The organism is Dyadobacter flavalbus (genome assembly GCF_006149045.1).
In the GTDB taxonomy this organism is placed as follows: Bacteria; Bacteroidota; Bacteroidia; order Cytophagales; family Spirosomataceae; genus Dyadobacter; species Dyadobacter flavalbus.
In genome coordinates this window covers 707,554-733,024 of record NZ_VBSN01000027.1, presented here as the reverse complement: position 1 = coordinate 733,024, position 25,471 = coordinate 707,554, and the positions used below count along the sequence as shown (strand labels likewise).

The following is a 25,471-nucleotide window of genomic DNA, read 5'->3' as shown; positions in this document are numbered from 1 at the left end:
CAATAAAAATGAAAAATATAGATTTTAAAAATAACTTGAAAAAAGCGGGCGTTTGTGCTGGATTGATTTCCATGCTCATGGTTCCTTCTGCATGCAGGCAGGAGTTTCTGGAAACAGACCCGCAGGGAAAGCAGGCCGGAACTGTATTCTGGACCAACGAAGCGGATGCAACCAAAGCAGTTAATGCCATGTACGCCAATCTTCGCAGCTGGAGAAATACGGCATTTGCCGCTATTGCCGTGGAAAGCGTGGGTTCGGATGATACTGAAAAAGGAAGTACGCCTTCTGACGCCACTTTCTTTAACGAATATGACCGGTTCACTGTAGGTTCCAGTGACGGACAGCTGGCTGACTTCTGGTCGGGACAATACCAGAACATCAATTATGCGAATCAGGTGATTACGAACATTCCGGCGATCAGCATGGATGAAGCCCTGAAAGCGCGTTATATCGGAGAGGCGAAATTCATACGTGCTTACTCTTATTTCAGACTGGTAAGAGCATTCGGCGACGTTCCATTGCGGCTTACACTTCCGAAAGATGCCACTGAATACAATATTCCGCGTTCGCCGAAAGCAGAAGTTTATGCGGCCATTGAACAGGATTTGACAGATGCAGCCGCCGTTTTACCTCTGAAATACGGTGCGACTGACCTTGGCCGTGCAACCAAAGGCGCTGCCATGTCATTGCATGCAAAAGTAGCCATGTACCAGCAGAAATGGCAGCAGGTTTTTGATCTCACCAATCAGGTGATGACTTCCGGGCAATACTCGTTGTTCCCAAACTTTGAAGCACTTTTCCGGGTACAAAATGAAAACTCCGTTGAATCCATATTTGAAATACAGAATGAGCTGATTCCTTCGAACAAGGATGCATCCAACTCACAATATTCCCAGGTTCAGGGCGTACGCGGTGTTGTCGGTGGCGGATGGGGCTTTAACACGCCAACAGAAGCGCTTATAGATTCTTTTGAAACGGGCGATCCGAGAATGGACGCAACAATCATATTCCGTGGTGAAACGACACCTGCAGGTGACGTAATTCCCAAAGAAGGCGACAATCCGATGTACAATCAGAAATCCTATGTTCCGTACAACTTGTACATAACTGGGTTTAATGAAGGTTCGCAGCAGAACATCAGAGTGATCCGTTATGCGGAAGTGCTGCTGATGAACGCTGAAGCTGCCAATGAACTGGGAAATACGGCACAGGCACTTGCTTCGCTGGAAATGGTGAGAGCACGCGCAAGAGGTACAAGCAAGACGGTTCTTCCAAAAATAACCACGACAAACCAAGCTGCATTGCGCCTTGCAATCTGGCACGAGCGCCATGTGGAACTTGCGCTTGAATACGACCGCTACTTTGATGTGATCCGTCAGGGAAGAGCAGCTGAAATTTTTGGACCGCTTGGATGGAAACCAAATAAAAATGAAGTATGGCCGATTCCGCAGACTGAAATTGACCTGAGCGGCGGTACGCTGACCCAAAATCCCGGATATTAATCTCCGGGATTGAAGCTGAACAAGTAAGTAGCGCTGTTCTCATCTGCAACAAAGGCCTGTTTTGAAATTTTGAAATAAGGTATTAAAAGGAAAAAATGCCCTGTAAAAACCTGTTTCTTATCTGCCTGCTGATGTGGCTCGGGATTTCCTGTAAATCAGAAAAGGATCCCGGGCCGTCAGCACCTTCTGCTTTCGTTCTGAAAAGCGTCAAGGTCAATGAAATCAACAGCGGTTTTGAGTATGAAAATGTAAGTCTGAGGCCAAAGATCAGATTTGCGTTTTCAACTGCTTTGAACAGTACTTCCGTTAAAAACGGGTTTACTTTTAAAACCGGTTCGGGAGAAATCGTTGCTTTTTCCGGAACGCTGGAAAATGGCGACAGCTCGGTTGTTATTGAGCCTGCTGCCACTCTAAAAGGTCTGAATTCTTACATCGTTACGGCTACAAATTTTTTAAAATCTGCTGCTAACGGCACTTTGCCCGGAGAAGTAAAAGTCAGCCTCAAAACACAGCTTGATTCTACTGACAAGTTTCCTGTACTATCCGACGAAGCATTGCTGGATCTGGTTCAGAAACAGACTTTCAGGTATTTCTGGGATTTCGGGCATCCGGTAAGCGGACTTGCCCGCGAGCGGAACACTTCCGGGGACGTTGTAACTTCCGGCGGAAGCGGATTCGGGATTATGACCATTCCCGTAGCCATTGAAAGAAAATTTATCACCCGGGCGCAGGGACTTGAAAGATTGCAGAAAATCACCGGTTTCCTGAAAGACAAAACCCAAAAATTCCATGGCGCTTTTCCGCACTGGATCAATGGCGCAACCGGGGCCGCGGTGCCGTTTAGTACAAAAGACAACGGCGCTGATCTTGTGGAAACTTCTTTTCTGATCCAGGGTTTGCTTACGGCACGTCAGTACTTCAATGATTCCGGAACGGCTGAAACTGCTTTAAGGAACGACATCAATAAAATCTGGGAAGCCGTGGAATGGGACTGGTTCCGGAAAAATAATGAAGACGTACTTTACTGGCACTGGAGCCCGGAATATGAATGGGAAATGAATCATCCGATCAAAGGCTGGAACGAATGCCTGATTACTTACGTGCTGGCTGCTTCTTCACCGACACATGCCATTCCCAAGTCAGTTTATGATTCGGGCTGGACAGATAACGGGAATTTTGTAAATGGAAAGGAATATTACGGACTTAAACTTCCGCTGGGCGAACCTTACGGCGGCCCGCTTTTCTTTGCACATTATTCTTTTCTGGGCCTGAACCCGACGGGATTGTCGGATGGTTTTGCCAATTATTTTGCCCAGAATAAAAACCACACATTAATCAATTACAATTACTGCAAAGCCAATCCTTTGGGTTTAAATGGATACAGCGACCAGTGCTGGGGACTTACGGCAAGCGACATTCCGGATGGCTATACCGCCAGCTCTCCAAGCAATGACAAAGGGGTAATTGCTCCGACTGCCGCGCTTTCTTCCTTTCCTTATACGCCGGCAGAATCCATGAAAGCACTCAGGTTTTTTTATTACAAACTGGGTGACAAAATCTGGGGTGAATACGGTTTTCACGATTCCTTTTCCATAGATGAACTCTGGTTTGCAGATTCCTATCTCGCCATTGATCAGGGCCCAATCGTCATCATGATCGAAAATTACAGAAGCGGTCTGCCGTGGAACCTGTTTATGAGCAGCCCGGAAGTAAAAACAGGTATGAAAAAGCTGGGTTTTACAAGTCCGCACCTGAATTAAGTCAGTTAAAATTTTAATCAATCCGTCATGAAAATAACGTTCCGTTACCTTGTTTGCATTACGCTGCTTCTGTTTGCCGCAGAAAGTTTTGCACAGAAAAAGAAAAATACCAGTAACAAACCCGCTGTTTTTAATCCTGCTGACCGGCCCAGAAACCTTTCGGATACCGCTTTGCTGGAACTGGTGCAAAAACAGACTTTTAAATATTTCTGGGATTTCGGGCATCCGGTCAGCGGCATGTCGCGCGAACGAAGCAATACCGCTTATGATTACGGTGACGAAGTGGTGACAATCGGCGGAACCGGCTTTGGCGTCATGGCCATGGTCGTTGCGGCAGAAAGAAAATGGCAGCCGCGCGATTCCGTTGCGGCAAGGCTGCTGAAAATGGTCAAGTTCCTGTCCAAAGCAGATCATTATCACGGCATTTTCCCGCACTGGCTCAATGGCGCTACGGGAAAAACCATTCCGTTTGGCCGTAAAGACGATGGCGGCGACCTTGTCGAAACATCCTTTCTTTTTCAGGGATTGCTGGCAGTACGGCAGTATTTTGATGCGGATAACGATCTGGAAAGGGATTTAAGAAACCGGATTCAATGGCTCTGGAATGAAGCCGAATGGGATTTTTATACAAGAGGAAACCCGAACCAGCTTTACTGGCACTGGAGCCCGAACAACGGCTGGGCCATGAACTTTGAACTGAGAGGTTACAATGAAACGCTTATCACGTACATTCTGGGCGCTGCTTCTCCGCGCTATCCGATTACGGCTCAGGTTTACAACAAATGCTGGGCGCAAAGTGACCATTTTAAAAACGGCAAGGAATTTTATGGCGTTAAACTTCCGCTTGGTTTTGATTACGGCGGGCCGTTATTCTTTGCGCATTATTCATTCGTCGGCCTTGATCCGCGCAAGCTCAAAGATCAGTATGCCGATTACTGGGAACAAAACGTAAACCATACGATGATCAATTACAAGCATTGTGTGGCCAATCCCGGCAAATTCAAAGGTTATGGCGAAAACAACTGGGGACTTACGGCCAGCGATACGTACAACGGCTACAACGCACATTCTCCGACAAATGATTTCGGAACCATCACGCCGACGGCCGCATTGTCGTCCTTTCCGTACACGCCGGAGCAATCCATGAAAGCACTGCGGTATTTTTATGATGAACTTGGTGACAAGATATGGAGCGAATACGGGTTTACGGACGCCTTTAATGAATCACAAAACTGGTATGCAAAATCACATCTGGCCATTGATCAGGGTCCGATCATTGTCATGATTGAAAACTACCGTACGGGTCTTTTATGGAAACTATTTATGAAAGATCCCGATGTAAAAAATGGTCTGAAGAAACTTGGATTTGAAAGTCCTGCACTGGAAATTTCCGGCAATAACTGATCTTTTATCCTGAAAAAACAATTGAAAGGCCGGCATTGTACCGGCCTTTCGGTTTTATAAAATATAATTGTACCTTAAAGGCGTTTTTAAATGAGCTGCTGATTTCAGCAGACTTTCCAATTCCTTACCAAACGTTGACAAAATGAAACCTTTTTTCAAAACCGGTGCATTGCTTCTTGCGCTCAGTATTTTGTCTACATCTGTTTCCGGGCAAATCTGGAACGTTTCCGAACCGGAAAACAATCCTGAAAAACGCCATGAAAATGCCATGGCTACCGCCAACGGGAAATTGTATCTGCTCGGCGGCCGGGGCATCAAGCCGGTGGATGAATACGACTTCAAAAAGGATTCCTGGACGAGCCTCAGCAAAACGCCTTTGGAAATGAGCCATTTTCAGGCTGTAACCTATAAAAACGAAATATATGTCGTGGGCGCTTTTACCGGCGGATATCCGCACGAAACTCCGATTCCGGACATTTATATTTTCAATCCCGTCAAAAACGAATGGCGAAAAGGTGCTTCCATACCGGAAAACCGACGCCGCGGGGCAGCCGGCGCTTTTGTACTGAACGATAAAATTTATCTGGTCTGCGGAATTCAGGACGGGCACTGGGACGGACAGGTTACGTGGTTTGATGAATACGATCCGGAAACCAATCAATGGAAAACGCTGGCGGATGCACCGCGCCCGCGAGATCACGTGCAGGTGGCGGTATTGGACAACAAGCTATACGTGGCAGGCGGACGGCTTTCCACTGCGCGCATTAACCAGGTTCTGAACACGGTGATCAAGGAAGTGGATGTGTATGATTTCAAATCCGGAAAATGGTCCACAATGGATGCATCCAATAACCTTCCGACTTTAAGGGCCGGCAATACAACAGTTGTTTATAACAATAAAATCCTGATCATTGGCGGAGAAAGCGATGCACATGTGGAAGCCCACAATGAAGTGGAAGCATTTGACCCGCAAAAACAGAAATGGGAAAAATTGCCGGCTCTGCATCAGGGAAGGCATGGAACGCAGGCGGTTTCACTGAATAAAAAGGTTTACATTGCTGCCGGATCAGCCAATCGCGGCGGCGGCCCGGAACTGAATGACATGGAAATTCTGGAAAAATAAGCTTGGCGTTTTTTAGCTGATGGCTATTAGCTATTGGCTTTTAGCTGATGGCTGTTGGCTTTTTTAGCTGTTGACTTTTGAAAATGTTATTAACGGGCAAATAGCCTGCACTAGTTTAAAGCGATTACTTAGCTGTAATTACAAAATGCTCAAATCACTTCTTTTCGTTTTTTTGATTATTTCCGGCGGCTGCATGGCCCAAAGCGGCAAGTTCACGCATGCAGACACTTTGCGGGGCTCCATCACACCGCAGCGCGAATGGTGGGATCTTACTTATTATCATTTGCATGTACGCCCGAATGCACAGGACAGCACTTTGTCGGGAAGCACGCAGGTGTATTATAAAGTACTGAAATCCGGCCAGTCCATGCAGATTGATTTGCAGGAACCTTTGAAAATTGAGAAAGTGATTCAGGACGGGAAGGAACTGACTTTCAAAAGAGACGGCAATGCCTTTTTTATTGATCTTGTAAAAAAACAGGAAGCCGGAAAACTGGAATCTGTCGAGGTATTTTACTCAGGAAAACCAAGACTGGCAAAACGGCCACCATGGGACGGAGGCGTTCAGTGGGTTCCGGACGGAAAAGGCAACACGATTATTGCAACTTCCTGCCAGGGCCTTGGTTCCAGCGTATGGTGGCCATGCAAGGATCATATGTACGATGAGCCGGACAGCATGCAGATCAGCATTACAGTCCCCAAAAACATGATGGATGTTTCAAACGGAAACCTGCGGTCTGTTGTTGAAAACGATGACAATACGCATACGTTCAACTGGTTCGTAAAAAATCCGATCAACAATTACGGCGTGAACATGAATGTGGCGAATTATGTAAGCTGGAAAGAAACTTTCAAAGGTGAAAAAGGCGATCTGGCGCTGAGTTATTATGTGCTTCCGCAGAATCTTGAAAAAGCCAAAGAGCAGTTCAAGCAGGCGCCGCAGATGCTGAAAGCATTCGAGCACTGGTTTGGCCCCTACCCTTTTTACGAAGACGGTTATAAATTGGTGGAAGTACCTTATCTCGGAATGGAACATCAGAGCTCCGTTACTTACGGCAACGGCTACAAAATGGGTTATCTCGGCCGTGACTTGTCCAAAACAGGCTGGGGTTTGAAATGGGATTTTATCATCATCCATGAAAGCGGCCATGAATGGTTTGCCAATAACATCACGTACAAAGACGTGGCGGATATGTGGGTGCACGAAAGTTTCACGAACTATTCCGAAAACCTGTATGTAGAGTATTACTTTGGAAAAGAAGCCGGCTCGGATTATGTACTCGGAACAAAAGCACTGATTGCCAACGACATTCCGATTGTCGGGATTCATGGCGTAAATCAGGAAGGCTCGCGGGATATGTATTACAAAGGCGGAAACATGCTGCATACCATTCGTCAGATCGTAAATGACGATGAAAAATGGCGGCAGATTCTTCGCGGCCTCAACAAAACTTTTTACCACAAAACCGTTGACGGCTCGGAAATTGAAAATTATGTGAGCGAGCACGCCGGAAGAAACATTTCCAAGGTATTTGATCAGTATCTGCGCGATGTGCGCATTCCGGTTCTGGAATATTCATTCGGTAATAAAGGACTTCAATACCGCTGGAACAATGTCGTTGCCGGGTTTGACATGCCTGTAAAAGTCAGGATTGGAAGCGGCAAGGAAGATTTCATTTACCCGACAACCGAATGGCAAACAATGAAGGTGAAAAATGAAAAGACACTTGTTATAAACCGGAATTTCTATGTAGAATCCAAAGAAACAAAGCAGGCTTCTTTATAAATCCCAGCATTCCATAATCAATAAATCGCCTTTTTTGGCTGAAATACGAACCATACCGTCTTTTTCGGCTTCATTGCTGTTTCCCGTTCTATGCCCCAATGTGAGCGTTTCATTATTGAGATTGTATTTTAACCCGTTTGTTTCAATTCCTTCCACAATCCCGACCGGAATGAGTGAAACGGGCGTTCCGGCGACATACCATTTTTCGAATGTTCCGGACAGAGGAAAAATTTTGGAATAATCATCTAATAACACCAGCCGGATTTTTTCCTTGTAACGGACCAGATTTGTAATGTTCGTTATGGCGTGATCGGCCCGGCGGCCGGTTGCCCAGACGACATTGGCCGCAGGAAAGCCCCGCTCAATCAGAAAATCAATTGCTTTTTCAAGATCTGTTTTTTCCTGATCGGGCGTATTGATGATTTCCAGCGGCGCCTGTCTGGAACGGATCATTTCGAAATCATGCTCCTGATCAAAGTCGCCCATCCACACATCCACTTTGATACCCAGATCCAGAACCCGGTAAATGGCCTGATCCAGCACGACGATAAACGGGCTCCATTCCAGCAACTGGCCAAGCAGCTCATCGCTGCAGGCTTCGCCGTTGGCAATGATGAGCGCAGGCTCCTGTTTTTCTCTGACAATATGATGCGACGACATGAAATGCGCTTTTAAACTCCGGTTTCCTTGGCCTTGTTCCAGTATTCGTCCATTTCCTGCAAAGACATTTCGGACAAAGTCTTGCCGTCGGCCTTTGAAGCTTCTTCGAGGTACTGAAAACGTCTGATGAATTTTTTGTTGGTCCTTTCCAAAGCCGTTTCCGGATTGATATCTACAAATCTGGAATAATTGACAAGCGAAAACAGCAGGTCGCCAAACTCACCTTCGGCTTCTTTCTGATCAATCACTTCGTTTGACTCAATATTGAAATGATCCCTGAATTCTTTAAGTTCTTCCTCTACCTTTTCCCAGACCTGCTGCTTTTCATCCCAGTCAAACCCTGCGCCTCTTGCCTTTTCCTGAATCCGCATGGCTTTTACGAGTGCGGGCAGTGAAGCCGGGACGCCGGATAAAACGGACTTGTTTCCTTCTTTGAGTTTAAGCTTTTCCCAGTTCTGCTTGACGGCTTCTTCGGAATCTGCCACGGCATCACCGTAAATATGCGGATGCCGGGAAATGAGTTTTTCACAAATTCCGTTCAGAACATCTTTAATATCAAAGTGATAAGCATTATCTTCTTTTTGTTCAGAAGCTATTTTGGCATAAAAGACAATGTGCAGCAGCAGATCGCCGAGTTCTTTTTTGACTTCGGGAATGTCATTTTCAATAATGGAGTCCGAAAGTTCGTAGGTTTCTTCAATAGTCAGATGCCTGAGACTTTCCATCGTTTGTTTCCGGTCCCACGGGCATTTTTCACGGAGTTCGTCCATGATCGTCAGCAGCCGGTCAAATGCCATTAACTGCTGCTGCCTGCTTTCCGGCAGGTCACTGAATTGTTTGTCCATAGAGTAAAGGTAAATGTTACCGGAATGTAACGGCGGGTACGTCCGGAATTTTAAGTGCAGTCTGAATGAGGTTGCTCGTACATTTGGCGATGATTTTTCCTTCTGTACTTACAATTTCTCCTTCCACATGCACGATGTTTCTGCCCGAACGGATCACTTTTGATTTGGCAATGATAACCTGTCCGGGAACAGCCGGGTTCAGAAAATCACAGTTCAGGTTCACAGAGGTAAATGCAAATTCCCGGCCCATTGCGTAAACCATCGTGCCGACGATGTCATCAAGAATCGTGGCTGCAATGCCGCCGTGCAGCGTCCGCATCGGATTGCACATATCTTCCCGAACGACATATTCCACTTCCATAAAGTTTATGCCTACATCAATAAGCTTGCCGTTCAGCCAGTTGGCAACCGGTGAAAAATCCTGACTTGCCGGCTTTCCTATAAATTGTCTCAGGAAATCAATCCTTTTGTTTTCAGAATCCATTAAGGAATTATATATGTGCACGTTTGAAAAGTCACCGTTATATACGGCAACATTATAAAAATAGTAATTATCTCAGAAAGATACAGGGTAATCAGTCATTGACATGGATTTTATTGCTACGTATCAAAGGTAATTACTACCTTTGCCGGAGTTTTTGCCAGAGATAAAAGCATACTCATATATGAATTTTACGTTATCGCAAGTTCCTGTCCGTACTGAAAAGCCCAGGGAAAAGGGGATTACCATGGTAATGGATAAAGGGCTAAGTATCAGGGAAACAGAAGATATGATTTCCACTGCATCCCCTTATATAGATATCGTAAAGCTTGGCTGGGCCACTTCCTTTGTAACGCCGAACCTGAACGAAAAACTGGCTATTTACAAGAGCGCCAACATTCCTGTTTATTTTGGCGGGACGTTGTTTGAAGCCTTTGTCGTAAGAAATCAGTTTGACGATTACCGAAAGCTGCTTGATAAATACGATCTGAAATATGCGGAAGTTTCGGATGGCTCCATTGAAATGGCGCAGGATGTAAAATGTGAATATATTCATGCACTTTCCAAGCAGGTCACTGTGCTTTCCGAAGTAGGCTCAAAGGATGAAAACAAGATCATTCCGCCTTACAAATGGATACAGCTGATCAAATCTGAACTGCAGGCGGGTGCATGGAAAGTAATTGGCGAGGCCAGAGAATCAGGAAATGTAGGATTGTTCAGGGCAAGCGGTGAAGTGCGGCAAGGGCTTGTTGAAGAAATCCTGACTGAAATCGCCTTTGAAGACATGCTCTGGGAAGCGCCGCAGAAATCGCAGCAAGTCTGGTTTGTAAAATTGCTGGGCGCCAATGTGAATTTAGGGAATATTGCCCCGAGTGAACTCATTCCGCTGGAAACAATCCGTTTGGGATTGCGCGGAGATACTTTCAATCACTTCCTGAATACAAAGACCAAGCAAAAGTGGAAAATCGATTCCAAATAATATCACATACTTAAATACAGACTTGTTAAATTAAATTAGCTATGGAATTTCTAACGCAGTTCATTGATTTCTTTCTTCATCTGGACAAGCATTTGTTCAATATCGTGGAACAATACGGCACGCTTACTTATGTTATTCTGTTCCTGATTGTTTTTACAGAAACCGGACTTGTAATCATGCCTTTGCTGCCGGGCGATTCGCTGTTATTCGCTGCGGGAGCCATTGCAGCCAATCAGGGAACCGGCCTGAATGTATGGCTGATTATTATCGTACTGATCATTGCGGCACTTCTGGGTGACAATGTCAATTACTTTACGGGTAAAAAGTTTGGCGGAGAAATCAAGAAACGGGAGCGTATATTATTCCTGAAAAGAGAGTATCTTGAAAAAACAGAAGCATTCTACGAAAAGCATGGCGGAAGCACCGTAATCATGGCTCGCTTCATTCCGATTGTGCGTACAGTTGCTCCGTTCGTGGCCGGCGCCGGAAGTATGAATTATTCAAAATACATTGTTTACTGCGTAATTGGAGCTATTTTATGGGTCCCGACACTTACACTGCTGGGCTTTTTCTTTGGCAACATGGAAATTGTTAAAAAGAACTTCGAACTGGTTATTTTCGGCATAATCGGCTTCTCCATACTTCCAATGATTTTCCAGTATTTCAAAAGCCGTTTTACAAAACCGACTGCTGCATAGGAGATTAGCTATTAGCGATTGGCTGTTAGCAATTTGATTATTTTAGCTTTAAGCATTAAATTTATATTCCTGTAAAAAGAGCTGTTAGCCAGAAGCCGACAGCTCTTTTTTTGTCAGAACCAAAAAAGCTGCCAGCTCGGAGCCGACAGCTTTTTTGTTGTTATTTGTTGAAAGCTTTTAGCCAAATGAAAGAACGCTAACTAAAAGCTAATAGCTAACCGCTAGAAGCTAACAGCTCATCAAGATTTCGAAGAGTAATTGGGTGCTTCTTTCTGGATCATTACATCGTGCGGATGACTTTCTTTCACTCCGGCAGAAGTTATTTTTACAAATTGTGCTTTTTGCAGTTCGGTAATATTCGAGGCTCCGCAGTAACCCATTCCGGCTTTCAGCCCGCCAACCATTTGGTAAACGATTTCTGAAACTTTGCCTTTGAACGGAACCCGGCCTACAATTCCCTCCGGAACAAGCTTTTTGATATCATCCTCCGCATCCTGAAAATACCGGTCTTTGGAACCGTCTTCCATGGCTTCCACCGATCCCATTCCCCGATAAGCTTTGAATTTCCGTCCTTCATAAATGACGATTTCACCCGGCGCTTCGTCGCTTCCGGCCAGCATGGAACCGATCATGATTGTACTTGCACCGCCGGCCAAAGCTTTTGTAATATCACCTGAAAAACGGATTCCGCCATCGGCAATTACAGGAACGTCTGTGCCTTTCAGCGCCTCGGCTGCCCACATGACTGCAGTAAGCTGCGGAACACCGATACCGGCAATGATCCGCGTTGTGCAGATACTTCCCGGCCCTACTCCTACTTTTACTGCGTCCGCACCAGCATCCGCCAATGCTTTTGCACCTTCACCGGTTGCTACATTTCCTGCAATGACATCCAGTTTCGGAAAGTGCTGTTTTACAGATTTCAAAGCTTCAATAACGCCAAAAGAATGGCCGTGTGCCGTATCAAGGCTGATGACATCCACTCCGGCTTTTACCAGCGCCTCCACTCTTTTCAGCAAATCATGCGTTACGCCTACTGCTGCCCCGACGCGCAGCCTTCCGTATTCGTCCTTGCACGCATTCGGGTGCGATTTACGTTTAAGTATGTCTTTGTAAGTAATCAAGCCGGTAAGACGATACTCGGCATCTACAATCGGGAGTTTTTCGATTTTGTATTCCTGCAGGATTTTTTCCGCGTCGTCCAGCGACAAACCTTCGGATGCCGTAATCAGCTTTTCCTTGGTCATGATCTCGGTTACCGGTTTTGACATTTCTTTCTCAAAACGCAGATCCCTGTTTGTAAGGATACCGATCAGCTTGTGATCTTTGTCAATTACGGGAATGCCGCCGATTTTGAACTCACGCATGATCTGATGCGCATCGCCCAGTGTTGCAGTATCCGAAAGTGTGATTGGATCCAGGATCATTCCGCTTTCCGAACGTTTTACCTTCCGTACTTGCTCAGCCTGAGCTTCAAGGCTCATATTCTTGTGAATAATACCGATTCCTCCTTCCTGCGCCATGGCAATAGCGAGATCAAATTCGGTTACCGTATCCATTGCAGCAGAAACAAGCGGCACGTTCAGCTCAATGTTACGGGTAAGCTTGGTTTTGGTTGTTGTATTGCGAGGCAGGATCTCTGAATAACCAGGTATTAGAAGAACGTCGTCGTAAGTGAGTGCCTCAAGGAGGACTTTGGATAGCTCTGTGCTCATAGCAAATAAACGATTGTTATTTGCCGGGCAAAATTATGAAGAAGTTTGCAGTAAATAAAATAAATTGCACTTTCCCGATAAATATTCTTGGCAAAGTTTTTTTTCAGAGCTGCAAATTTCAGGAAACCAGCACCCTTACTTTCTTGATCCTTTTCTTGTCAGCCGATTGTACTTTAAAGGTGATTTCCCTGTGAACGGCAATTTCTCCGGTTCGCGGCAATCTTGAAAATAATTCCAGCAGCAGCCCCGCCAGCGATTCACTGCTTCCGCGGACCTCATCAAAATAATCCGTTTCAAGGTTCAGGATTCTGCAAAGATCGTTGATAAGCACCTTTCCTTCAAAGACGTAGGTATTATCATCAACCTGCGTGTAATTTACTTCTTCATCTTCGTCGTATTCATCGTTAATATCGCCAAAGATTTCTTCTATAATATCTTCCAGTGTGATGAGGCCGCTGGTTCCGCCGTATTCATCCACAACAATGGCCATATGCACACGGCGGTTCTGGAAATCCTTCATCAGATCGTCGAGATGCTTGCTTTCAGGAATAAAATAAACAGGCCGTAAAAGTTTCTGCCAGTGAAAATGCTCGTCCAGATGAATATGCGGCAGTAAATCCTTTACGTTCAGAATACCTTCAATATGGTCGAGGTCATCACGGAAAACGGGAACGCGAGAATAACCAGATTTATTGATTTTGTCCATCAGCTCATGGAAATCCAGTTCTATATCAAAAGCTGTAATATGCAGCCGCGCCTGCATGGCTTTTTTGGCGTTTGTCTGCCTGAAATTGGCAAGCCCTCTTAAAAGGTCCGTTTCTTCTTCGCTTTCTGCTTTGGATTCCAGCATTTCCGTTGAAATGTCGGCACCTTCCGGAGTAAGCACGCCAAGAGAATAGCCAAGGTTCATGATCGGCTGGGTAAGCGGACGGCAGATTTTGATCAGAAATTGCGTTGTTCCTGCAATTCTGGGAATAAGCTCGTTGGCTCGCCGTGCACAGTTATACCGGACAACGGCATCCAGCCACACCCAGACAGCGATACTTCCGATGGCAATCCAGTGAAGCAGCTCCGTTGTGCTGTTTTGAAAATGCATCCAGAAAAGTCTTGCGGCCAGCAACAATGCGAGTAATGTTACCGCACGCTGAACCAATGAAAGTGCCAGTTGCTGAATCCGGCTTGGAACGTTGCTTTCGGCTTCGTTTTTACGCTCCCAAGGATTTTCCATTGCCCCGGAAGCCGCATATGCAGCACGTATTCCCGAAAGGAAAACGGAAATAAAGAAGAAAACAATGATAATAATGAGGTCATATGGCGCCAGAAAATCAGTGGGTACGATGACTCCGGCTAATATAGCTTGCGTACAGTTTCGGGGATATGAAATCCCCGTACGCGTTCGGGCGAGAGGATCGTCACTTTCAGTTGATTCTTTCACGGAATATCTGGAAAAGTTTACAATAAACTTTCATTTGTTTAAATGTAGCGATTCTGCTCACAAATATTATTCCAAATGTTTTTAAAAAATGAAATAAGCATTTTTCCGAGCAGAACCGGTTAATAAACAGGAATGTTATGAATCAGAAAGGCAGATCATCGTCGTCGTTGCCTGCTGCCAGCGCCGGCGGAATCGGATCGGATGAACGCGCAGGCTGACTGCTTCTCGGCGCCGATGACTGGGAATAGCCCTGATTCGGGTCTGTTCCTGCGCCGGAACCGGCCGGTCCTCCCAGCAAAGTCATGCTGTTGGCACGAATGGTTATTCCGGTTCTTTGCTGACCTTCCTTGTCTGTCCAGCTGTCGGTACGGATACGGCCTTCGATATAAACCTGATTTCCTTTTTTAAGATACTTTTCGGCCACTTTGGCAAGTCCTTCCCAAAGTTCAATCCGGTGCCATTCGGTGTTGTCTACTCTTTCGCCATTTTTGTTGGTATACGATTCCGTTGTAGCAATGTTGAATTTGGCCACTGCCGATCCGCTTTCGAGGTATCTTACTTCGGGGTCACTTCCCAGATTTCCTATTAAAATTACTTTATTAACACTTCCTGCCATGATTTCTGATTGTCAATGATTATTAAAAACAGATTTAAAGATAACGGATCCGAAAGCTTTTTATATCCTCTTAATGATTTTTAAAACGAATGAATCCTGTAAAAATATTTCATAGAAACGAAAATGATACCGCCGCAACAATATGCAGATTCTTTTACAAATAATGCACTTCTTTCAAAACGGTATCGATCAGGATCGGTTTTGGAAGTTCCTCCACTTCTTCTTTTGAGTAAAACGCAAGGTTTCCAGACAGATCCGGATTTTTTTCCTGCGGAACTGTAATCCACCAAAAGTGCACGTGCAGCTTCTGATGTGAAAGTACATGGATGTATTCTTTGGGTATTTCCCTGATGATGCCCGTTTGCAACAGTTCATTCAGCATTTCATAATCCGCAAAATCATCAGGTGAAACAAGCGGTTTTGCAGATTCTACAAGAAAAAAGTCATAAAGCCCTTTCCAGATATCCTTTGAAGTTCTTTCCTTCATGGCAAGCTTTTCACCTTTCTGAATGATAAAATAATTGAAGAAACGCTTTTTTGCAGCCGTTTTTTTAGCTTTTACCGGAAGCTGGTTCTGCATTTTGAACTCGTAAGCAAAACAAATGTCATTAAAAGGACAAACGGAACAATCCGGTGAAACGGGCACGCACTGAATAGCGCCAAACTCGATCATGGCCTGGTTATAGGTTGCCGGATCTTCGCGCGAAACAAGCTCCTTCGCCAATGCTGCAAATTCCTTTTTACCTTCATTGCTCAGCATGTCCGACTGAATTCCGAAAATCCTGGACATGACGCGGTAAACATTGCCGTCGATGGCAGCAACTGCTTCGCCGAAAGCAAAGGAAGCAATGGCGGCGGCGGTGTAGTTTCCAAGACCTTTCAGCCTGGAGAGTTCCGCAGCCGTTTCAGGGAATTTGCCTTCGTATTCATTCACAATCTGTCTTGCTGTAAAGTGCATGTTCCTTGCCCTTGAATAATAGCCAAGCCCCTGCCAGAGCCGCAGCACATCACGCTCGTCCGCGCTGGCCAGATCGAATACAGTCGGATAATGATGCAGGAATTTTTCGTAATACGGAGTTCCCTGCGCCACACGCGTTTGCTGTAAAATTATTTCGGACAGCCATATTTTATACGGGTCAGTTGTTTGTCTCCAGAGCAGCGGACGATGGTTTTTGAGATACCAAGATTTAAGTTTTTTATTAAAATCAATTACCTGAAAATGATCCGGTACCATATAATTTGTACTTATATACACTGTTTTTTAACCATTTAGAAAAAAAATGAAAACGCCATTCTTTTAAATTCTGGTAAAATTACCGTACCTTTGTGTTCCCAAAATTCAGAGGAGCAAGTAAATAAATGAAATAATATCCACTTAAAGTAAACAATCAAAGTGACTAAGGCAGACGTAATCGCACAGATTTCTGAGAAAACAGGTGTAGACAAGGGCGATGTTCAACAAACGCTAGAATCGTTTTTCACCGTAGTAAAGGACTCCCTTTCTGATGGTGAGAACCTTTATGTAAGAGGTTTCGGTAGTTTCATTAATAAAAAGCGTGCGCGTAAGGTTGCCCGTAATATTTCGAAGGGAACTTCAATGATTATTGATGAGCACTTTGTGCCAAGCTTCAAGCCTGCAAAAGTTTTTGTTGAGCAAGTTAAGGAAAGTGACAAACTGAAAGCAGTCGCTGAAAAGTAATTCCCTGAAAAGGCATTGGTTATAAAAGTATGAAAAAGTCTATTTTACTTTCATGTGTATTTGCAATAGCGCTGGTTGGAACGCTTTTCAGCCTTCCCAAGGTTGTTGTGAATACAAAGGGAAAAGAAATGGACAAAGAGAGAAGCCAGACGGCTGCAGCTGCAAAAACATCTGCTCCGGAAACGTCTCCGCAGTCGCATGATGGAGCCACTTTATCACCGGATCAGCAGAAAATAGTTGATCAGCTCAGAAGTGGCTTCATGCAGGCGGGCGAAAAAGAAAAAATTGCAGCCGGATTGAAGTTGTCCGATAAATTTGCAGAACTTCAGAAATTTGACAGTGCCGCTTTCTATGCGGAAAAAGTTACCCTTTTAGCTCCGACCATTGACAATCTTGTCAGAACCGGCGATCGTTATTACGAAGCATACGGTTTTGCAGTGGATGAACAGAAAGCAAAAAATCTCGGCGCTAAAACCCGGGAATATTACCAGAAAGCGATTGACCAGAATCCTGGCTTACTGGCTGCAAAAGCCAATATGGCCATGACTTACGTAAACACGGAAAACCCGATGCAGGGTATTCTGATGCTGCGTGAAGTCATTGATACCGATCCCACCAATGAACTTGCATTGTTCAATCTCGGGATTTTATCCATGCGGTCCAACCAGTATTCCAAAGCTGCCGACAGGTTCAGACAGATTTTAACGAATAACCCTGCCAACACAAAAGCGAAATTCTACTTGGGATTGACTCTTGTTGAGCTGGGTGACAAGGAACAAGCGCGTAAGATTCTGTCGGAGGTCAAAAAAGAAGAAAAAGATCCGGTTATCCAGCAAGCCATCGGTGAACTGGAAGATCGGATGAACAATTGATAAACAGAAATAAGAAAATCATTTTTTATTTATAAACGACACAAGTTATGCCTTGCGGAAAGAAAAGAAAAAGACATAAGATTTCCACTCACAAGAGAAAGAAACGCCTTAGAAAAAACAGACATAAGAAGAAATAATTATCATGACCGGATTTTAATAAAAAATCCGGTCATGCCTTCTTCACCTCGTATGTATTGCCCCTTTTATTCTTGAAAAGCGGGAGGTTATTTATCAACATTATATAGCCATTCAGTTGGTTTAACATTGAGTAACGAATTATTAATCAATTCTACTCAAAAGGGAGAACGTATAGCCCTTTTGCAGGATAAACGTCTTTTAGAATATCACGTCGAAACACCGGATCAGAGCTTTACCGTCGGGGATATTTATCTTGGTACGGTCAGAAAGCTGGTCGCGGGGCTGAATGCCGCGTTTGTGGATGTCGGATTTGAAAAAGATGCGTTTCTGCATTACCTTGACTTAGGGCCTAACATCAATTCTCTCAACAAGCTTACAAAGGATGTAATTTCCAAGCGCGTCAATTCGGGCAAGCTGAACAATTTCAAAATGGAACCTGAAATTGAAAAGCTTGGAAAAATCGATAAAGTACTTTCAAAGAATCAGCCGATTCTTGTACAGATCGTCAAAGAGCCTATTTCTACAAAAGGCCCGCGTCTTTCCTGCGATATTTCCATTGCAGGCCGTTATATTGTACTGGTTCCTTTTTCCAATTCTGTAAACCTTTCCAAAAAGATTACGGACAAACAGGAAAGAAATCGGTTACAGCGTCTGATGTCTTCCATTAAGCCGGCCAATTTCGGTGTAATCATCCGTACGGTTGCAACCGGAAAAGATGTTGACGAACTGAACAAGGATTTGCAGGATTGCCTTGACAAGTGGGAAAACGGCATTAAAAACCTTCGTGATGCCAAGCCGCGCGACCGCGTGATCGGTGAAATGAACCGTGCTTCTTCCATTATCCGCGATATGCTTAATGAATCTTTTGACAGCATTACGGTGGATTCCAAAGAGGTTTATGAGGACATCAAAGCCTACATCCACAACATTGCGCCGGACAAGGAGAATATTCTCAAGCTTCACAACGGCAAAAACAAGATCTTCGAACAGTTCGGTCTGGAAAAACAGATTAAATCCTTGTTCGGACGTTCGGTAAGTCTGCCAAACGGCGGTTATCTGATCATTGAACATACCGAAGCTTTACACGTCATTGACGTTAACAGCGGAAACAAGTCCAATTCTGAAGAAGATCAGGAAGCTACCGCACTGAGCGTGAATGTGGAAGCAGCCAAGGAAATTGCCAGACAACTGCGCTTGCGCGATATGGGTGGCATTATTGTCGTGGATTTTATCGACATGAAAAAAGCGGAAAACAAACGTACGCTTTTTGATATCATGCGCGATGAAATGAAAGGCGACCGTTCGAAATACACGATCCTTCCGCTTTCAAAATTCGGTCTGCTGCAAATCACACGTCAGCGTGTGCGGCCGGAAATGAATATTGTAACGCGTGAAACCTGCCCTACTTGTGGCGGAACGGGTACAATCCAGGCCAGCATTCTTGTATCAGATGTAATTGCGAACAATCTGGATTATATTCTGACCAAGCAGAACGAACGCGGAATCACAATTTCACTTCATCCGTTCCTTCATTCCTATTTTACGAAAGGACTGATTTCAGAACAGGTGAAATGGCTTTTCCGCTACAAAACCTGGGTTAAGCTGATTAAGGACTCGTCTCTTGGTGTTGTGGATTTCAAATTTCATAATCAGTACGGAGAAGAAATAGAGATTGTTCCCGGAAACTAGCATGGCATTGTAAAGTTTGTCTGGCTATTTACCTTTCCAGACAGGACTTCTTTTTTCTTTGAAAGCCATTGTGCCTTCTTTTGCATCTTCCGTTTGAAGCAAATGATCCAGTTGTGCTTTAAGAAAAGCATGCTGCTCATTTTGAGGAATATGCTTTAATTTCATCAGTGCTTCCATTCCCGACTGAATTGCCAAAGGCGCATTCCGGCAAATTTCTGCTGCAAGTGTTTTCACCTGTTCAGCAATGCTTTCCTTTTCTGTAACTGAAGTAACAAGCCCTGCCCGAAAAGCTTCGTCTGCATTGTAGGTTTTGCCGGTTATTGCCATTTCCAGTACTTTTCTTGGCGGAATAATATTCAGCAAGGAAGCCATAACCTGCATTGGCCATATGCCGCGTTTCACTTCCGGCAGACTGAAAGTGCATTCATTGGTACAAATCACGAATGTGCAGCCGCAAATAATCAGAAATCCTCCCGCGATAACTGCGCCTTCCACTTGTGCAATGCTTGGTTTCAACAATCCGGCAAAGGCATCTCCGAGCCTTATTTCTTCACGCGCAGCCGGCAACGAGGTATTTTCAGTATTTGCAGACAAATCGTGAAAAGCATTCAGATCGGCTCCGGCACAAAAAACAGGACCTTCTGCATTGATGATAACGCACCTTACATCGCTGTGATAATGTGCAAAAGCCAGCGCAAAAGTAATTTCGGCGGCCATGGAAGGTGTGAAAGCATTGCGCTTGTGCGGCCGGTTCAGCGTGATGGTGAAAATATGATCCGCCAGAGAAGTTTTTATGTATAAAAATCTGACAGCATCAAATGACTGCACGTCTTCTTCTGTGTAAAATCGCATGGCAATTTCAGGCAATTAGCTGTCTTTCAGTCTAAATTAAAGATAATTTCTTTAACCTGCGATAACCCGTTCCAGCATTTTTATATACTGCGCAATGCCTTCTTCTATTTCCCGGAGGTAAATAAATTCATCCGCACTATGCGATCTTGCAGAATGGCCCGGCCCCATTTTCAGCGACGGACAATCCAGTAAAGCCTGGTCGGAAGTTGTGGGCGAGCCATAAGCAGCCCGGCCGAGTTTCAAGCCTTCCTGAACAATGGGATGTTCCATCGGAATGCTGGACGGCCGCAGCCGGATTGATCTTGCAGAAACCTCGGACTGAATATTGCTCTGGATAACTTCAATGACTTCTTCCAGCGAATACTGTTCCGTTACCCTGACATCAATCGTGAATGTACAGGCGTCGGGCACTACGTTATGCTGCGTTCCCGCGTTGATGATGGTAACAGACATTTTGATCGGGCCAAGCGTCGGTGAAACTTTTGGGAAACTGAAACCGGAAATCCACTGAATATCCTTCAATGCTTTGTAAATGGCATTTTCTCCTTCTTCCCTTGCTGCATGTCCGGATTTTCCTTTTGCCGTGCAATCCAGCACCAGCAAACCTTTTTCAGCGACTGCAAGGTTCATTTCAGTCGGCTCGCCTACGATAGCAAATGAAATTTCGGGCAGTTCGGGAATGACTATTTCCAATCCGTCCTTACCGGATATTTCTTCTTCCGCCGTTGCAGCCATAACCAGATTATAGCTTAGATCTTTACGATTATAGAAGTGGCAAAAAGTTGCTATCAGCGAAACAAGACATCCGCCGGCATCATTACTTCCCAAACCATACAGTTTTTCATCATCTGTAATGGCTTTGAAAGGGTCCAGCGTCCAGGATTTGTTGGGCTTTACGGTGTCATGATGGGAATTCAGCAAAATCGTAGGCTTGCTTTCATCAAAATGGCGGTTATATGCCCAGATGTTATTTTTCTTGGTCTGAAAAGGAATATTTTTACCTGTAAAAAAATCTGAAATCAACGCAGCAGTCTGCGTTTCCTCTCTGCTGAACGAAGGCAGTTCAATCAAACCTTTCAAAAGCGCAATGGCTTCTTCCGTATGCAACTGTAAATTTTCTGAAGTCATTACCATCTTACCTGTCCGTCCCCTTTTACAATCCATTTTTCAGTTACAAGCTTTTCCAGTGCAAAAGGCCCTCTTGCATGTAGTTTTTGTGTAGAAATCCCGATTTCCGCACCCAATGCAAAAACGCCGCCGTCTGTAAACCGGGTGGAAGCATTGGCGTAAACCGAAGCTGCATCCACTTCTTTGAGGAATGTTTCAATTGCATGCTTGTCTGTGGAAACAATGGCTTCCGAATGGCGCGAAGAGTACATTTCGATATTTTTCAATGCATCGTCCAGCCCGTCCACAATTTTTACAGAACATTTGAAATCCAGAAATTCTCTTCCAAAATCGTCCGGCTGCGCTTTTTGCAGGTATGGATAACCTGCATTTTCCAAAATCGGATAAGCAGTTTCGTCAGCAAAAACCTCTACATTCCATTTGACAAAACCCTCTTTTAATTTCGGCAAAAAGCTTTCTGCAACTTCGCGATCAACAAGAACAGTATCCAGCGCATTGCAAGCCGCCGGTTTCGACACTTTCGCATTGACAACAATCTGCGCCCCTTTATCCAGATCGCCTGTTTTTTCAATATACGTATGGCAAACTCCGGCTCCGGTTTCTATGGTCGGAACAAGCGAATTTTGCCTAACGTATTTGATAAGTCCTTCCGAACCGCGCGGAATAATGATATCCACATACTGCGTGGCAGTGAGCAGTTCGCCTACAAATTCACGTCCGGTCGGCAGCAGCGTAACAGCCGCATCCGGAATACCGAATTGCGCAAGTGCTTCATGAATCAGACTGACCAGATACGTATTGGAATAATGCGCTTCCTTGCCGCCTTTGAGCACGCAGGCATTGGCCGAACGCAGGCAAAGCGAAGCCACATCAATCGTTACATTCGGGCGTGATTCGTAGATGACGCCTACAACGCCAAGCGGCACGGCAATTTTCGTTAAAGAAAGCCCTTGTTCAATCGTTTTTTCAGGAAAAATATCGCCGGAAGGATCGGGCAGCGCGGCTACATCGCGCAGACTTTGCGCCAGATCTCTGATCCTTTTCTCATTCAGAAGCAACCGGTCTTTTTTCGGATCGGCATCATCCATCAAGGCAAGGTCTTTCCGGTTTTCCGTAATGATGTTTTCGGCATTGGATAAAACCAGTTCGGAAAGTGCCACAAGCAGTTCGGAACGCTGCTCGTCCGTCAGCCGGCGAACAGCGGCGGATGCATTTCTGGTTTCCTTTAAAAGCGGTAAGATAGATTCCATCAGAGTAAAACAATATCATTGGCATGCGCCACTTCAAAATTCAGTGTTTTCAGGTTTGCACGAATGGCCGAGGAAGTTTCCCTTGCTCTTGCCACGGCGATCATTTCTTTTTCGTGCGAATAAATTTCGATGATTTCTCCGGATTCAAAATCGCCGTCCACTTCGGTTACGCCTACTGCCAGAAGACTTTTTCTTTTTAACAAAGCCTTCGAAGCGCCTTCATCAATCTGTAATCTGCCGGATACGAGCCCTCCGCTTCCAAGCCAGCGGTTGCGGGCGGATAACGTACTTTTCCCCGGCTGAATAAGCGTTCCGGCATTTCCTTTCAGCGCTTCCAGCAGTTCATCCTTTCCGTTCATGCCGAAAATAATAACCCGGATTGCCATACGCGCCGCAAGTTTGGCAAAGGTAAGCTTGGAAGCCATTCCGCCAAGTCCGAGGAATGATTTATCGGTTCTTACAAATTTAAAAACTTCATTTACATTCGATACGTTCCTCAGGATTTTCCCCTGTTCGTCAAGAAGTCCGCCCACAGACGTACAAAACATCAGTATTTCCGCACCGAAACCGACTGCAAGCAAAGTAGCAAGTTCATCATTATCCGAAAATTTCAGCTCACGGTCACTAACCACGTCATTTTCATTAACAATTGGAATGATATTGTTTTCCCAGAGCTCTTCAAATGTTTCTTTCAACTGCAGAAATTTGCCCCGGTTTGCAAAATGCTGCCTTTCACAGAGACTTTGTGCAATGTATATTTTATTGGGTGCAAAATGATTCGCATACAAGCCGACAAGCAAAGGATTTCCAACCGAAGCAGCGGCTTTTCGCTGCGTCATGGTGCCTTTATAATCCTGAATATAGGCTTTTCCGGCACCCACCGCCCCGGAAGAAACAATAATAATGCGATAGCCGGAATGAATTTCCGAGACCTGCCGCGCTATTTCCGAAATGATCCGGATATCAGGCTCGCCGGAAGGAAGTGTAATAGAAGCGGTACCGAACTTTATTACTAATATTGGTTTTGACACTTTAATATCTGAAATAATGGCATGCCGCAAGTTCCGCACATGCTTTTTGAAAGCCGATTTTGGGCTAAAAATAAATCATTTAAAATGAAGTTGAATACTTTCCTGCTTTATACCGGCATTATTTGAATCAGAAAGGGTTTTCAGGTACGCTTCCGTCAAATTTTATTTTCAGTTTCAGAGCCTGCTTCAAAAGTTCAAGATAAATGTTTCTTGGAATTTCGATGGCGCCGTAACGCAGCACATTGTCATTGATAAATTGTGTATCCAGCAGAGCAAACCGGTTTCTGCGCAGGATCTGGATCAGATAATGAAATGCAACCTTGGACGCATTGCTTTCTGCCGAGAACATGGATTCCCCGAAAAATGCACCGTTTACAGATACACCGTAAAGCCCGCCCGCCAGCTTGCCGTTCCGGTAAGCTTCCACGCTGTGCGCATAACCCAGCTGATGCAGCGATGTGTATGTTGCAATGATTTCTTCGGAAATCCACGTACCTGTTTCGTTTGTCCGCGGCCCGGCACATCCGCGCATCACGCCTTCAAAATCTGTATTTACTCTTATCTCAAAATACTTTTTATTCAGAACCGGGCGAAGTGATTTGGAAGGTTTATACGTTTCGATGGGAATAATGGCCCTTGGATCCGGCGAATACCAGTAAATGGTGCCGTCTGCCTCAGCCATCGGAAATATGCCGTTAATATATCCATACAGTAAATCATCGGTTGTAATCTCTGACATTGAAGCAGTTAGTTAGAATTTATCAGCAGCTGTTAGAATTTAACGCATCAAACGAACCATAAAAATATATTTTCTGTTTCTTTGGAGTGACAATTTTTTTTTCAAAATTTGCACCTTACTACGACACACAACCAAGTCAATGAACAACAACGGCATACATACTGTTCTTCATACTACGCCTTTCCGATTCAGGTCCCCGCGGACCGCATGATTATCTTTTACCTACGTGGTAAAGCTTTTATACCCCTTTTTCCTTTATAATTCCTGAAACGTCCCATCGTTTTTATTCTGGGTATATTAATTATTGTTTCGAACATTTTTGTCAGAGTAGCCATCAATGAAAAATACCGAAGTAGTGGGCAGTAAGTTTATCGTTCAGACTGCCAATGAAAATCATTTCCGTTTTGCCGAAATTATCTGTGCAGAAATGGAAGAGAGCGCCAAAAAGCGTGGTACCGGAATAGCCAAACGTTCTCCTGTTTATATCATGGAGAAAATGGTGGAAGGAAAAGCAATTATTGCAACAACGGAAACCGGCGAATGGGTTGGTTTCTGCTATATAGAAACGTGGGAACACGGAAAGTTCGTAGCGAATTCAGGCCTTATCGTACATCCTGATTTCCGCAACAGCGGAATGGCCAAGGCAATCAAGCAAAAGGCGTTTGAACTGTCACGCACCAAATACCCGGATGCCAAAATCATTGGTATCACGACGAGCTTGCCGGTTATGAAAATCAATTCGGACCTTGGCTATGAACCCGTTACGTTCAGCGAACTTCCTGCGGACGACGCGTTCTGGAAAGGTTGTGCAAGCTGCGTTAATTACGATGTTTTGACGCGTACCGGCAGAAAGCACTGTCTTTGCACCGGCATGATGTATAACCCGGACGACAAGAAAAAACCGGAAGTGGAAAAAACTTCCTGGGATTTCCTGAAAGAGTCGAGCCTTTATGAGCGCTGGATGCGTATCAAACAACGCATTTTACTGCGAAGGGAAGAACGCGCCAAAAAGAAAAACGCCGGGGCCGTGCTCGTACATTAAAGTACCGCATTCATTTACAGATCTTAT

The 25,471-nt window shown here is 44.8% G+C and carries 23 protein-coding genes; 11 read left to right on the top strand and 12 right to left on the bottom strand.

Going from position 1 to position 25,471, the window contains the following annotated elements; translation table 11 throughout:
• The first annotated feature begins 8 nt into the window (after positions 1–8).
• The 5 genes from FEM33_RS08380 to FEM33_RS08360 all read left to right on the top strand — a co-directional run bounded on the left by FEM33_RS08380 (position 9) and on the right by FEM33_RS08360 (position 7,575).
• On the top strand, positions 9–1,502 hold the full coding sequence (locus FEM33_RS08380; protein WP_139011585.1) for a RagB/SusD family nutrient uptake outer membrane protein: 1,494 nt from the start codon (positions 9–11) through the stop codon (positions 1,500–1,502).
• A gap of 95 nt (positions 1,503–1,597) precedes the next feature.
• Positions 1,598–3,262, top strand: coding sequence for a glucoamylase family protein (locus FEM33_RS08375; protein WP_139011584.1), 1,665 nt, complete (start codon positions 1,598–1,600; stop codon positions 3,260–3,262).
• A 27-nt stretch (positions 3,263–3,289) separates the two neighbouring features.
• Positions 3,290–4,666 (top strand): glucoamylase family protein, encoded by a 1,377-nt coding sequence (locus tag FEM33_RS08370; RefSeq protein ID WP_139011583.1) that lies wholly within the window; start codon positions 3,290–3,292, stop codon positions 4,664–4,666.
• Between the two features lie 142 nt (positions 4,667–4,808).
• Complete coding sequence (locus tag FEM33_RS08365) at positions 4,809–5,789, top strand: Kelch repeat-containing protein (protein ID WP_139011582.1); 981 nt, start codon at positions 4,809–4,811, stop codon at positions 5,787–5,789.
• A 145-nt stretch (positions 5,790–5,934) separates the two neighbouring features.
• On the top strand, positions 5,935–7,575 hold the full coding sequence (locus tag FEM33_RS08360) for a M1 family metallopeptidase (RefSeq protein WP_139011581.1): 1,641 nt from the start codon (positions 5,935–5,937) through the stop codon (positions 7,573–7,575).
• On the opposite strand, the gene FEM33_RS08355 is transcribed toward FEM33_RS08360, so the two are convergent.
• The 3 genes from FEM33_RS08355 to FEM33_RS08345 are packed head-to-tail and all read right to left on the bottom strand — an operon-like array spanning position 7,570 to position 9,564.
• Positions 7,570–8,235 carry a thiamine diphosphokinase gene (locus tag FEM33_RS08355; RefSeq protein WP_139011580.1) on the bottom strand — a complete coding sequence of 222 codons (666 nt, stop codon included), beginning with the start codon at positions 8,233–8,235 and terminating at the stop codon, positions 7,570–7,572. The two genes, FEM33_RS08360 and FEM33_RS08355, sit on opposite strands and share 6 nt — an antisense overlap.
• Positions 8,236–8,246: 11 nt before the next feature.
• Entirely contained in the window at positions 8,247–9,080 is an 834-nt protein-coding gene (mazG, locus tag FEM33_RS08350; protein WP_139011579.1) for a nucleoside triphosphate pyrophosphohydrolase, read from the bottom strand.
• Positions 9,081–9,096: 16 nt separating this feature from the next.
• Positions 9,097–9,564, bottom strand: coding sequence for a PaaI family thioesterase (locus FEM33_RS08345; protein WP_139011578.1), 468 nt, complete (start codon positions 9,562–9,564; stop codon positions 9,097–9,099).
• A gap of 181 nt (positions 9,565–9,745) precedes the next feature.
• On the opposite strand from FEM33_RS08345, the gene FEM33_RS08340 reads away from it, so the two are divergent.
• A complete protein-coding gene (locus tag FEM33_RS08340; RefSeq protein ID WP_139011577.1) occupies positions 9,746–10,540 on the top strand; it encodes a phosphosulfolactate synthase in 795 nt (264 codons plus the stop codon).
• A 41-nt stretch (positions 10,541–10,581) separates the two neighbouring features.
• On the top strand, positions 10,582–11,238 hold the full coding sequence (locus FEM33_RS08335; protein ID WP_139011576.1) for a DedA family protein: 657 nt from the start codon (positions 10,582–10,584) through the stop codon (positions 11,236–11,238).
• A 239-nt stretch (positions 11,239–11,477) separates the two neighbouring features.
• Here the strand turns inward: FEM33_RS08335 and guaB are convergent, their stop codons facing one another.
• The 4 genes from guaB to mutY all read right to left on the bottom strand — a co-directional run bounded on the left by guaB (position 11,478) and on the right by mutY (position 16,259).
• Positions 11,478–12,953: an IMP dehydrogenase gene (gene guaB / locus FEM33_RS08330; RefSeq protein ID WP_139011575.1), complete on the bottom strand. Its 1,476-nt coding sequence runs from the start codon at positions 12,951–12,953 to the stop codon at positions 11,478–11,480.
• 118 nt (positions 12,954–13,071) lie between these two features.
• The gene (locus tag FEM33_RS08325; protein WP_139011574.1) at positions 13,072–14,388 is read right to left on the bottom strand and encodes a transporter associated domain-containing protein; all 1,317 of its coding nucleotides are present in this window, start codon (positions 14,386–14,388) and stop codon (positions 13,072–13,074) included.
• Positions 14,389–14,530: 142 nt separating this feature from the next.
• Complete coding sequence (locus tag FEM33_RS08320; RefSeq protein WP_139011573.1) at positions 14,531–15,004, bottom strand: single-stranded DNA-binding protein; 474 nt, start codon at positions 15,002–15,004, stop codon at positions 14,531–14,533.
• A 154-nt stretch (positions 15,005–15,158) separates the two neighbouring features.
• Positions 15,159–16,259, bottom strand: a complete 1,101-nt coding sequence (mutY, locus tag FEM33_RS08315; RefSeq protein ID WP_229214143.1) for an A/G-specific adenine glycosylase — start codon at positions 16,257–16,259, stop codon at positions 15,159–15,161.
• A 138-nt stretch (positions 16,260–16,397) separates the two neighbouring features.
• Here mutY and FEM33_RS08310 point away from each other — a divergent pair, with 138 nt between their 5' ends.
• The 3 genes from FEM33_RS08310 (at position 16,398) to FEM33_RS08300 (ending at position 19,402) form a co-directional block, all read left to right on the top strand.
• Positions 16,398–16,703 carry an HU family DNA-binding protein gene (locus tag FEM33_RS08310; RefSeq protein WP_015813879.1) on the top strand — a complete coding sequence of 102 codons (306 nt, stop codon included), beginning with the start codon at positions 16,398–16,400 and terminating at the stop codon, positions 16,701–16,703.
• A 29-nt stretch (positions 16,704–16,732) separates the two neighbouring features.
• Complete coding sequence (locus FEM33_RS08305; protein ID WP_139011572.1) at positions 16,733–17,575, top strand: tetratricopeptide repeat protein; 843 nt, start codon at positions 16,733–16,735, stop codon at positions 17,573–17,575.
• Positions 17,576–17,839: 264 nt separating this feature from the next.
• Positions 17,840–19,402 carry an Rne/Rng family ribonuclease gene (locus FEM33_RS08300; protein ID WP_201747707.1) on the top strand — a complete coding sequence of 521 codons (1,563 nt, stop codon included), beginning with the start codon at positions 17,840–17,842 and terminating at the stop codon, positions 19,400–19,402.
• 24 nt (positions 19,403–19,426) lie between these two features.
• Here the strand turns inward: FEM33_RS08300 and FEM33_RS08295 are convergent, their stop codons facing one another.
• The 5 genes from FEM33_RS08295 to aat all read right to left on the bottom strand — a co-directional run bounded on the left by FEM33_RS08295 (position 19,427) and on the right by aat (position 24,402).
• Positions 19,427–20,254: an enoyl-CoA hydratase/isomerase family protein gene (locus tag FEM33_RS08295; RefSeq protein WP_139011571.1), complete on the bottom strand. Its 828-nt coding sequence runs from the start codon at positions 20,252–20,254 to the stop codon at positions 19,427–19,429.
• A gap of 51 nt (positions 20,255–20,305) precedes the next feature.
• Entirely contained in the window at positions 20,306–21,388 is a 1,083-nt protein-coding gene (locus tag FEM33_RS08290) for a M20 family metallo-hydrolase (RefSeq protein ID WP_139011570.1), read from the bottom strand.
• A complete protein-coding gene (locus tag FEM33_RS08285; RefSeq protein WP_139011569.1) occupies positions 21,382–22,632 on the bottom strand; it encodes a glutamate-5-semialdehyde dehydrogenase in 1,251 nt (416 codons plus the stop codon). The genes FEM33_RS08290 and FEM33_RS08285 overlap by 7 nt, the downstream gene beginning before the upstream one ends.
• The gene (proB, locus tag FEM33_RS08280) at positions 22,632–23,663 is read right to left on the bottom strand and encodes a glutamate 5-kinase (RefSeq protein WP_139011568.1); all 1,032 of its coding nucleotides are present in this window, start codon (positions 23,661–23,663) and stop codon (positions 22,632–22,634) included. Before proB ends, FEM33_RS08285 begins: the two co-directional genes overlap by 1 nt.
• 127 nt (positions 23,664–23,790) lie before the next feature.
• Positions 23,791–24,402 (bottom strand): leucyl/phenylalanyl-tRNA--protein transferase, encoded by a 612-nt coding sequence (gene aat, locus FEM33_RS08275; RefSeq protein WP_139011567.1) that lies wholly within the window; start codon positions 24,400–24,402, stop codon positions 23,791–23,793.
• 337 nt (positions 24,403–24,739) lie between these two features.
• Between aat and FEM33_RS08270 the strand changes: the two genes are divergently transcribed.
• The gene (locus FEM33_RS08270; RefSeq protein ID WP_139011566.1) at positions 24,740–25,444 is read left to right on the top strand and encodes a GNAT family N-acetyltransferase; all 705 of its coding nucleotides are present in this window, start codon (positions 24,740–24,742) and stop codon (positions 25,442–25,444) included.
• Positions 25,445–25,471: the final 27 nt, after the last annotated feature.

Excerpts from the sequence above, each read along its gene's own strand:
- FEM33_RS08380 (WP_139011585.1), top strand. The coding sequence starts at position 9 with ATGAAAAATATAGATTTTAAAAATAACTTGAAAAAAGCGGGCGTTTGT.
- FEM33_RS08375 (WP_139011584.1), top strand. The coding sequence starts at position 1,598 with ATGCCCTGTAAAAACCTGTTTCTTATCTGCCTGCTGATGTGGCTCGGG.
- FEM33_RS08370 (WP_139011583.1), top strand. The coding sequence starts at position 3,290 with ATGAAAATAACGTTCCGTTACCTTGTTTGCATTACGCTGCTTCTGTTT.
- FEM33_RS08365 (WP_139011582.1), top strand. The coding sequence starts at position 4,809 with ATGAAACCTTTTTTCAAAACCGGTGCATTGCTTCTTGCGCTCAGTATT.
- FEM33_RS08360 (WP_139011581.1), top strand. The coding sequence starts at position 5,935 with ATGCTCAAATCACTTCTTTTCGTTTTTTTGATTATTTCCGGCGGCTGC.
- FEM33_RS08355 (WP_139011580.1), bottom strand. The coding sequence starts at position 8,235 with ATGTCGTCGCATCATATTGTCAGAGAAAAACAGGAGCCTGCGCTCATC.
- mazG (WP_139011579.1), bottom strand. The coding sequence starts at position 9,080 with ATGGACAAACAATTCAGTGACCTGCCGGAAAGCAGGCAGCAGCAGTTA.
- FEM33_RS08345 (WP_139011578.1), bottom strand. The coding sequence starts at position 9,564 with ATGGATTCTGAAAACAAAAGGATTGATTTCCTGAGACAATTTATAGGA.
- FEM33_RS08340 (WP_139011577.1), top strand. The coding sequence starts at position 9,746 with ATGAATTTTACGTTATCGCAAGTTCCTGTCCGTACTGAAAAGCCCAGG.
- FEM33_RS08335 (WP_139011576.1), top strand. The coding sequence starts at position 10,582 with ATGGAATTTCTAACGCAGTTCATTGATTTCTTTCTTCATCTGGACAAG.
- guaB (WP_139011575.1), bottom strand. The coding sequence starts at position 12,953 with ATGAGCACAGAGCTATCCAAAGTCCTCCTTGAGGCACTCACTTACGAC.
- FEM33_RS08320 (WP_139011573.1), bottom strand. The coding sequence starts at position 15,004 with ATGGCAGGAAGTGTTAATAAAGTAATTTTAATAGGAAATCTGGGAAGT.
- FEM33_RS08305 (WP_139011572.1), top strand. The coding sequence starts at position 16,733 with ATGAAAAAGTCTATTTTACTTTCATGTGTATTTGCAATAGCGCTGGTT.
- FEM33_RS08295 (WP_139011571.1), bottom strand. The coding sequence starts at position 20,254 with ATGCGATTTTACACAGAAGAAGACGTGCAGTCATTTGATGCTGTCAGA.
- FEM33_RS08290 (WP_139011570.1), bottom strand. The coding sequence starts at position 21,388 with ATGGTAATGACTTCAGAAAATTTACAGTTGCATACGGAAGAAGCCATT.
- FEM33_RS08285 (WP_139011569.1), bottom strand. The coding sequence starts at position 22,632 with ATGGAATCTATCTTACCGCTTTTAAAGGAAACCAGAAATGCATCCGCC.
- aat (WP_139011567.1), bottom strand. The coding sequence starts at position 24,402 with ATGTCAGAGATTACAACCGATGATTTACTGTATGGATATATTAACGGC.
- FEM33_RS08270 (WP_139011566.1), top strand. The coding sequence starts at position 24,740 with ATGAAAAATACCGAAGTAGTGGGCAGTAAGTTTATCGTTCAGACTGCC.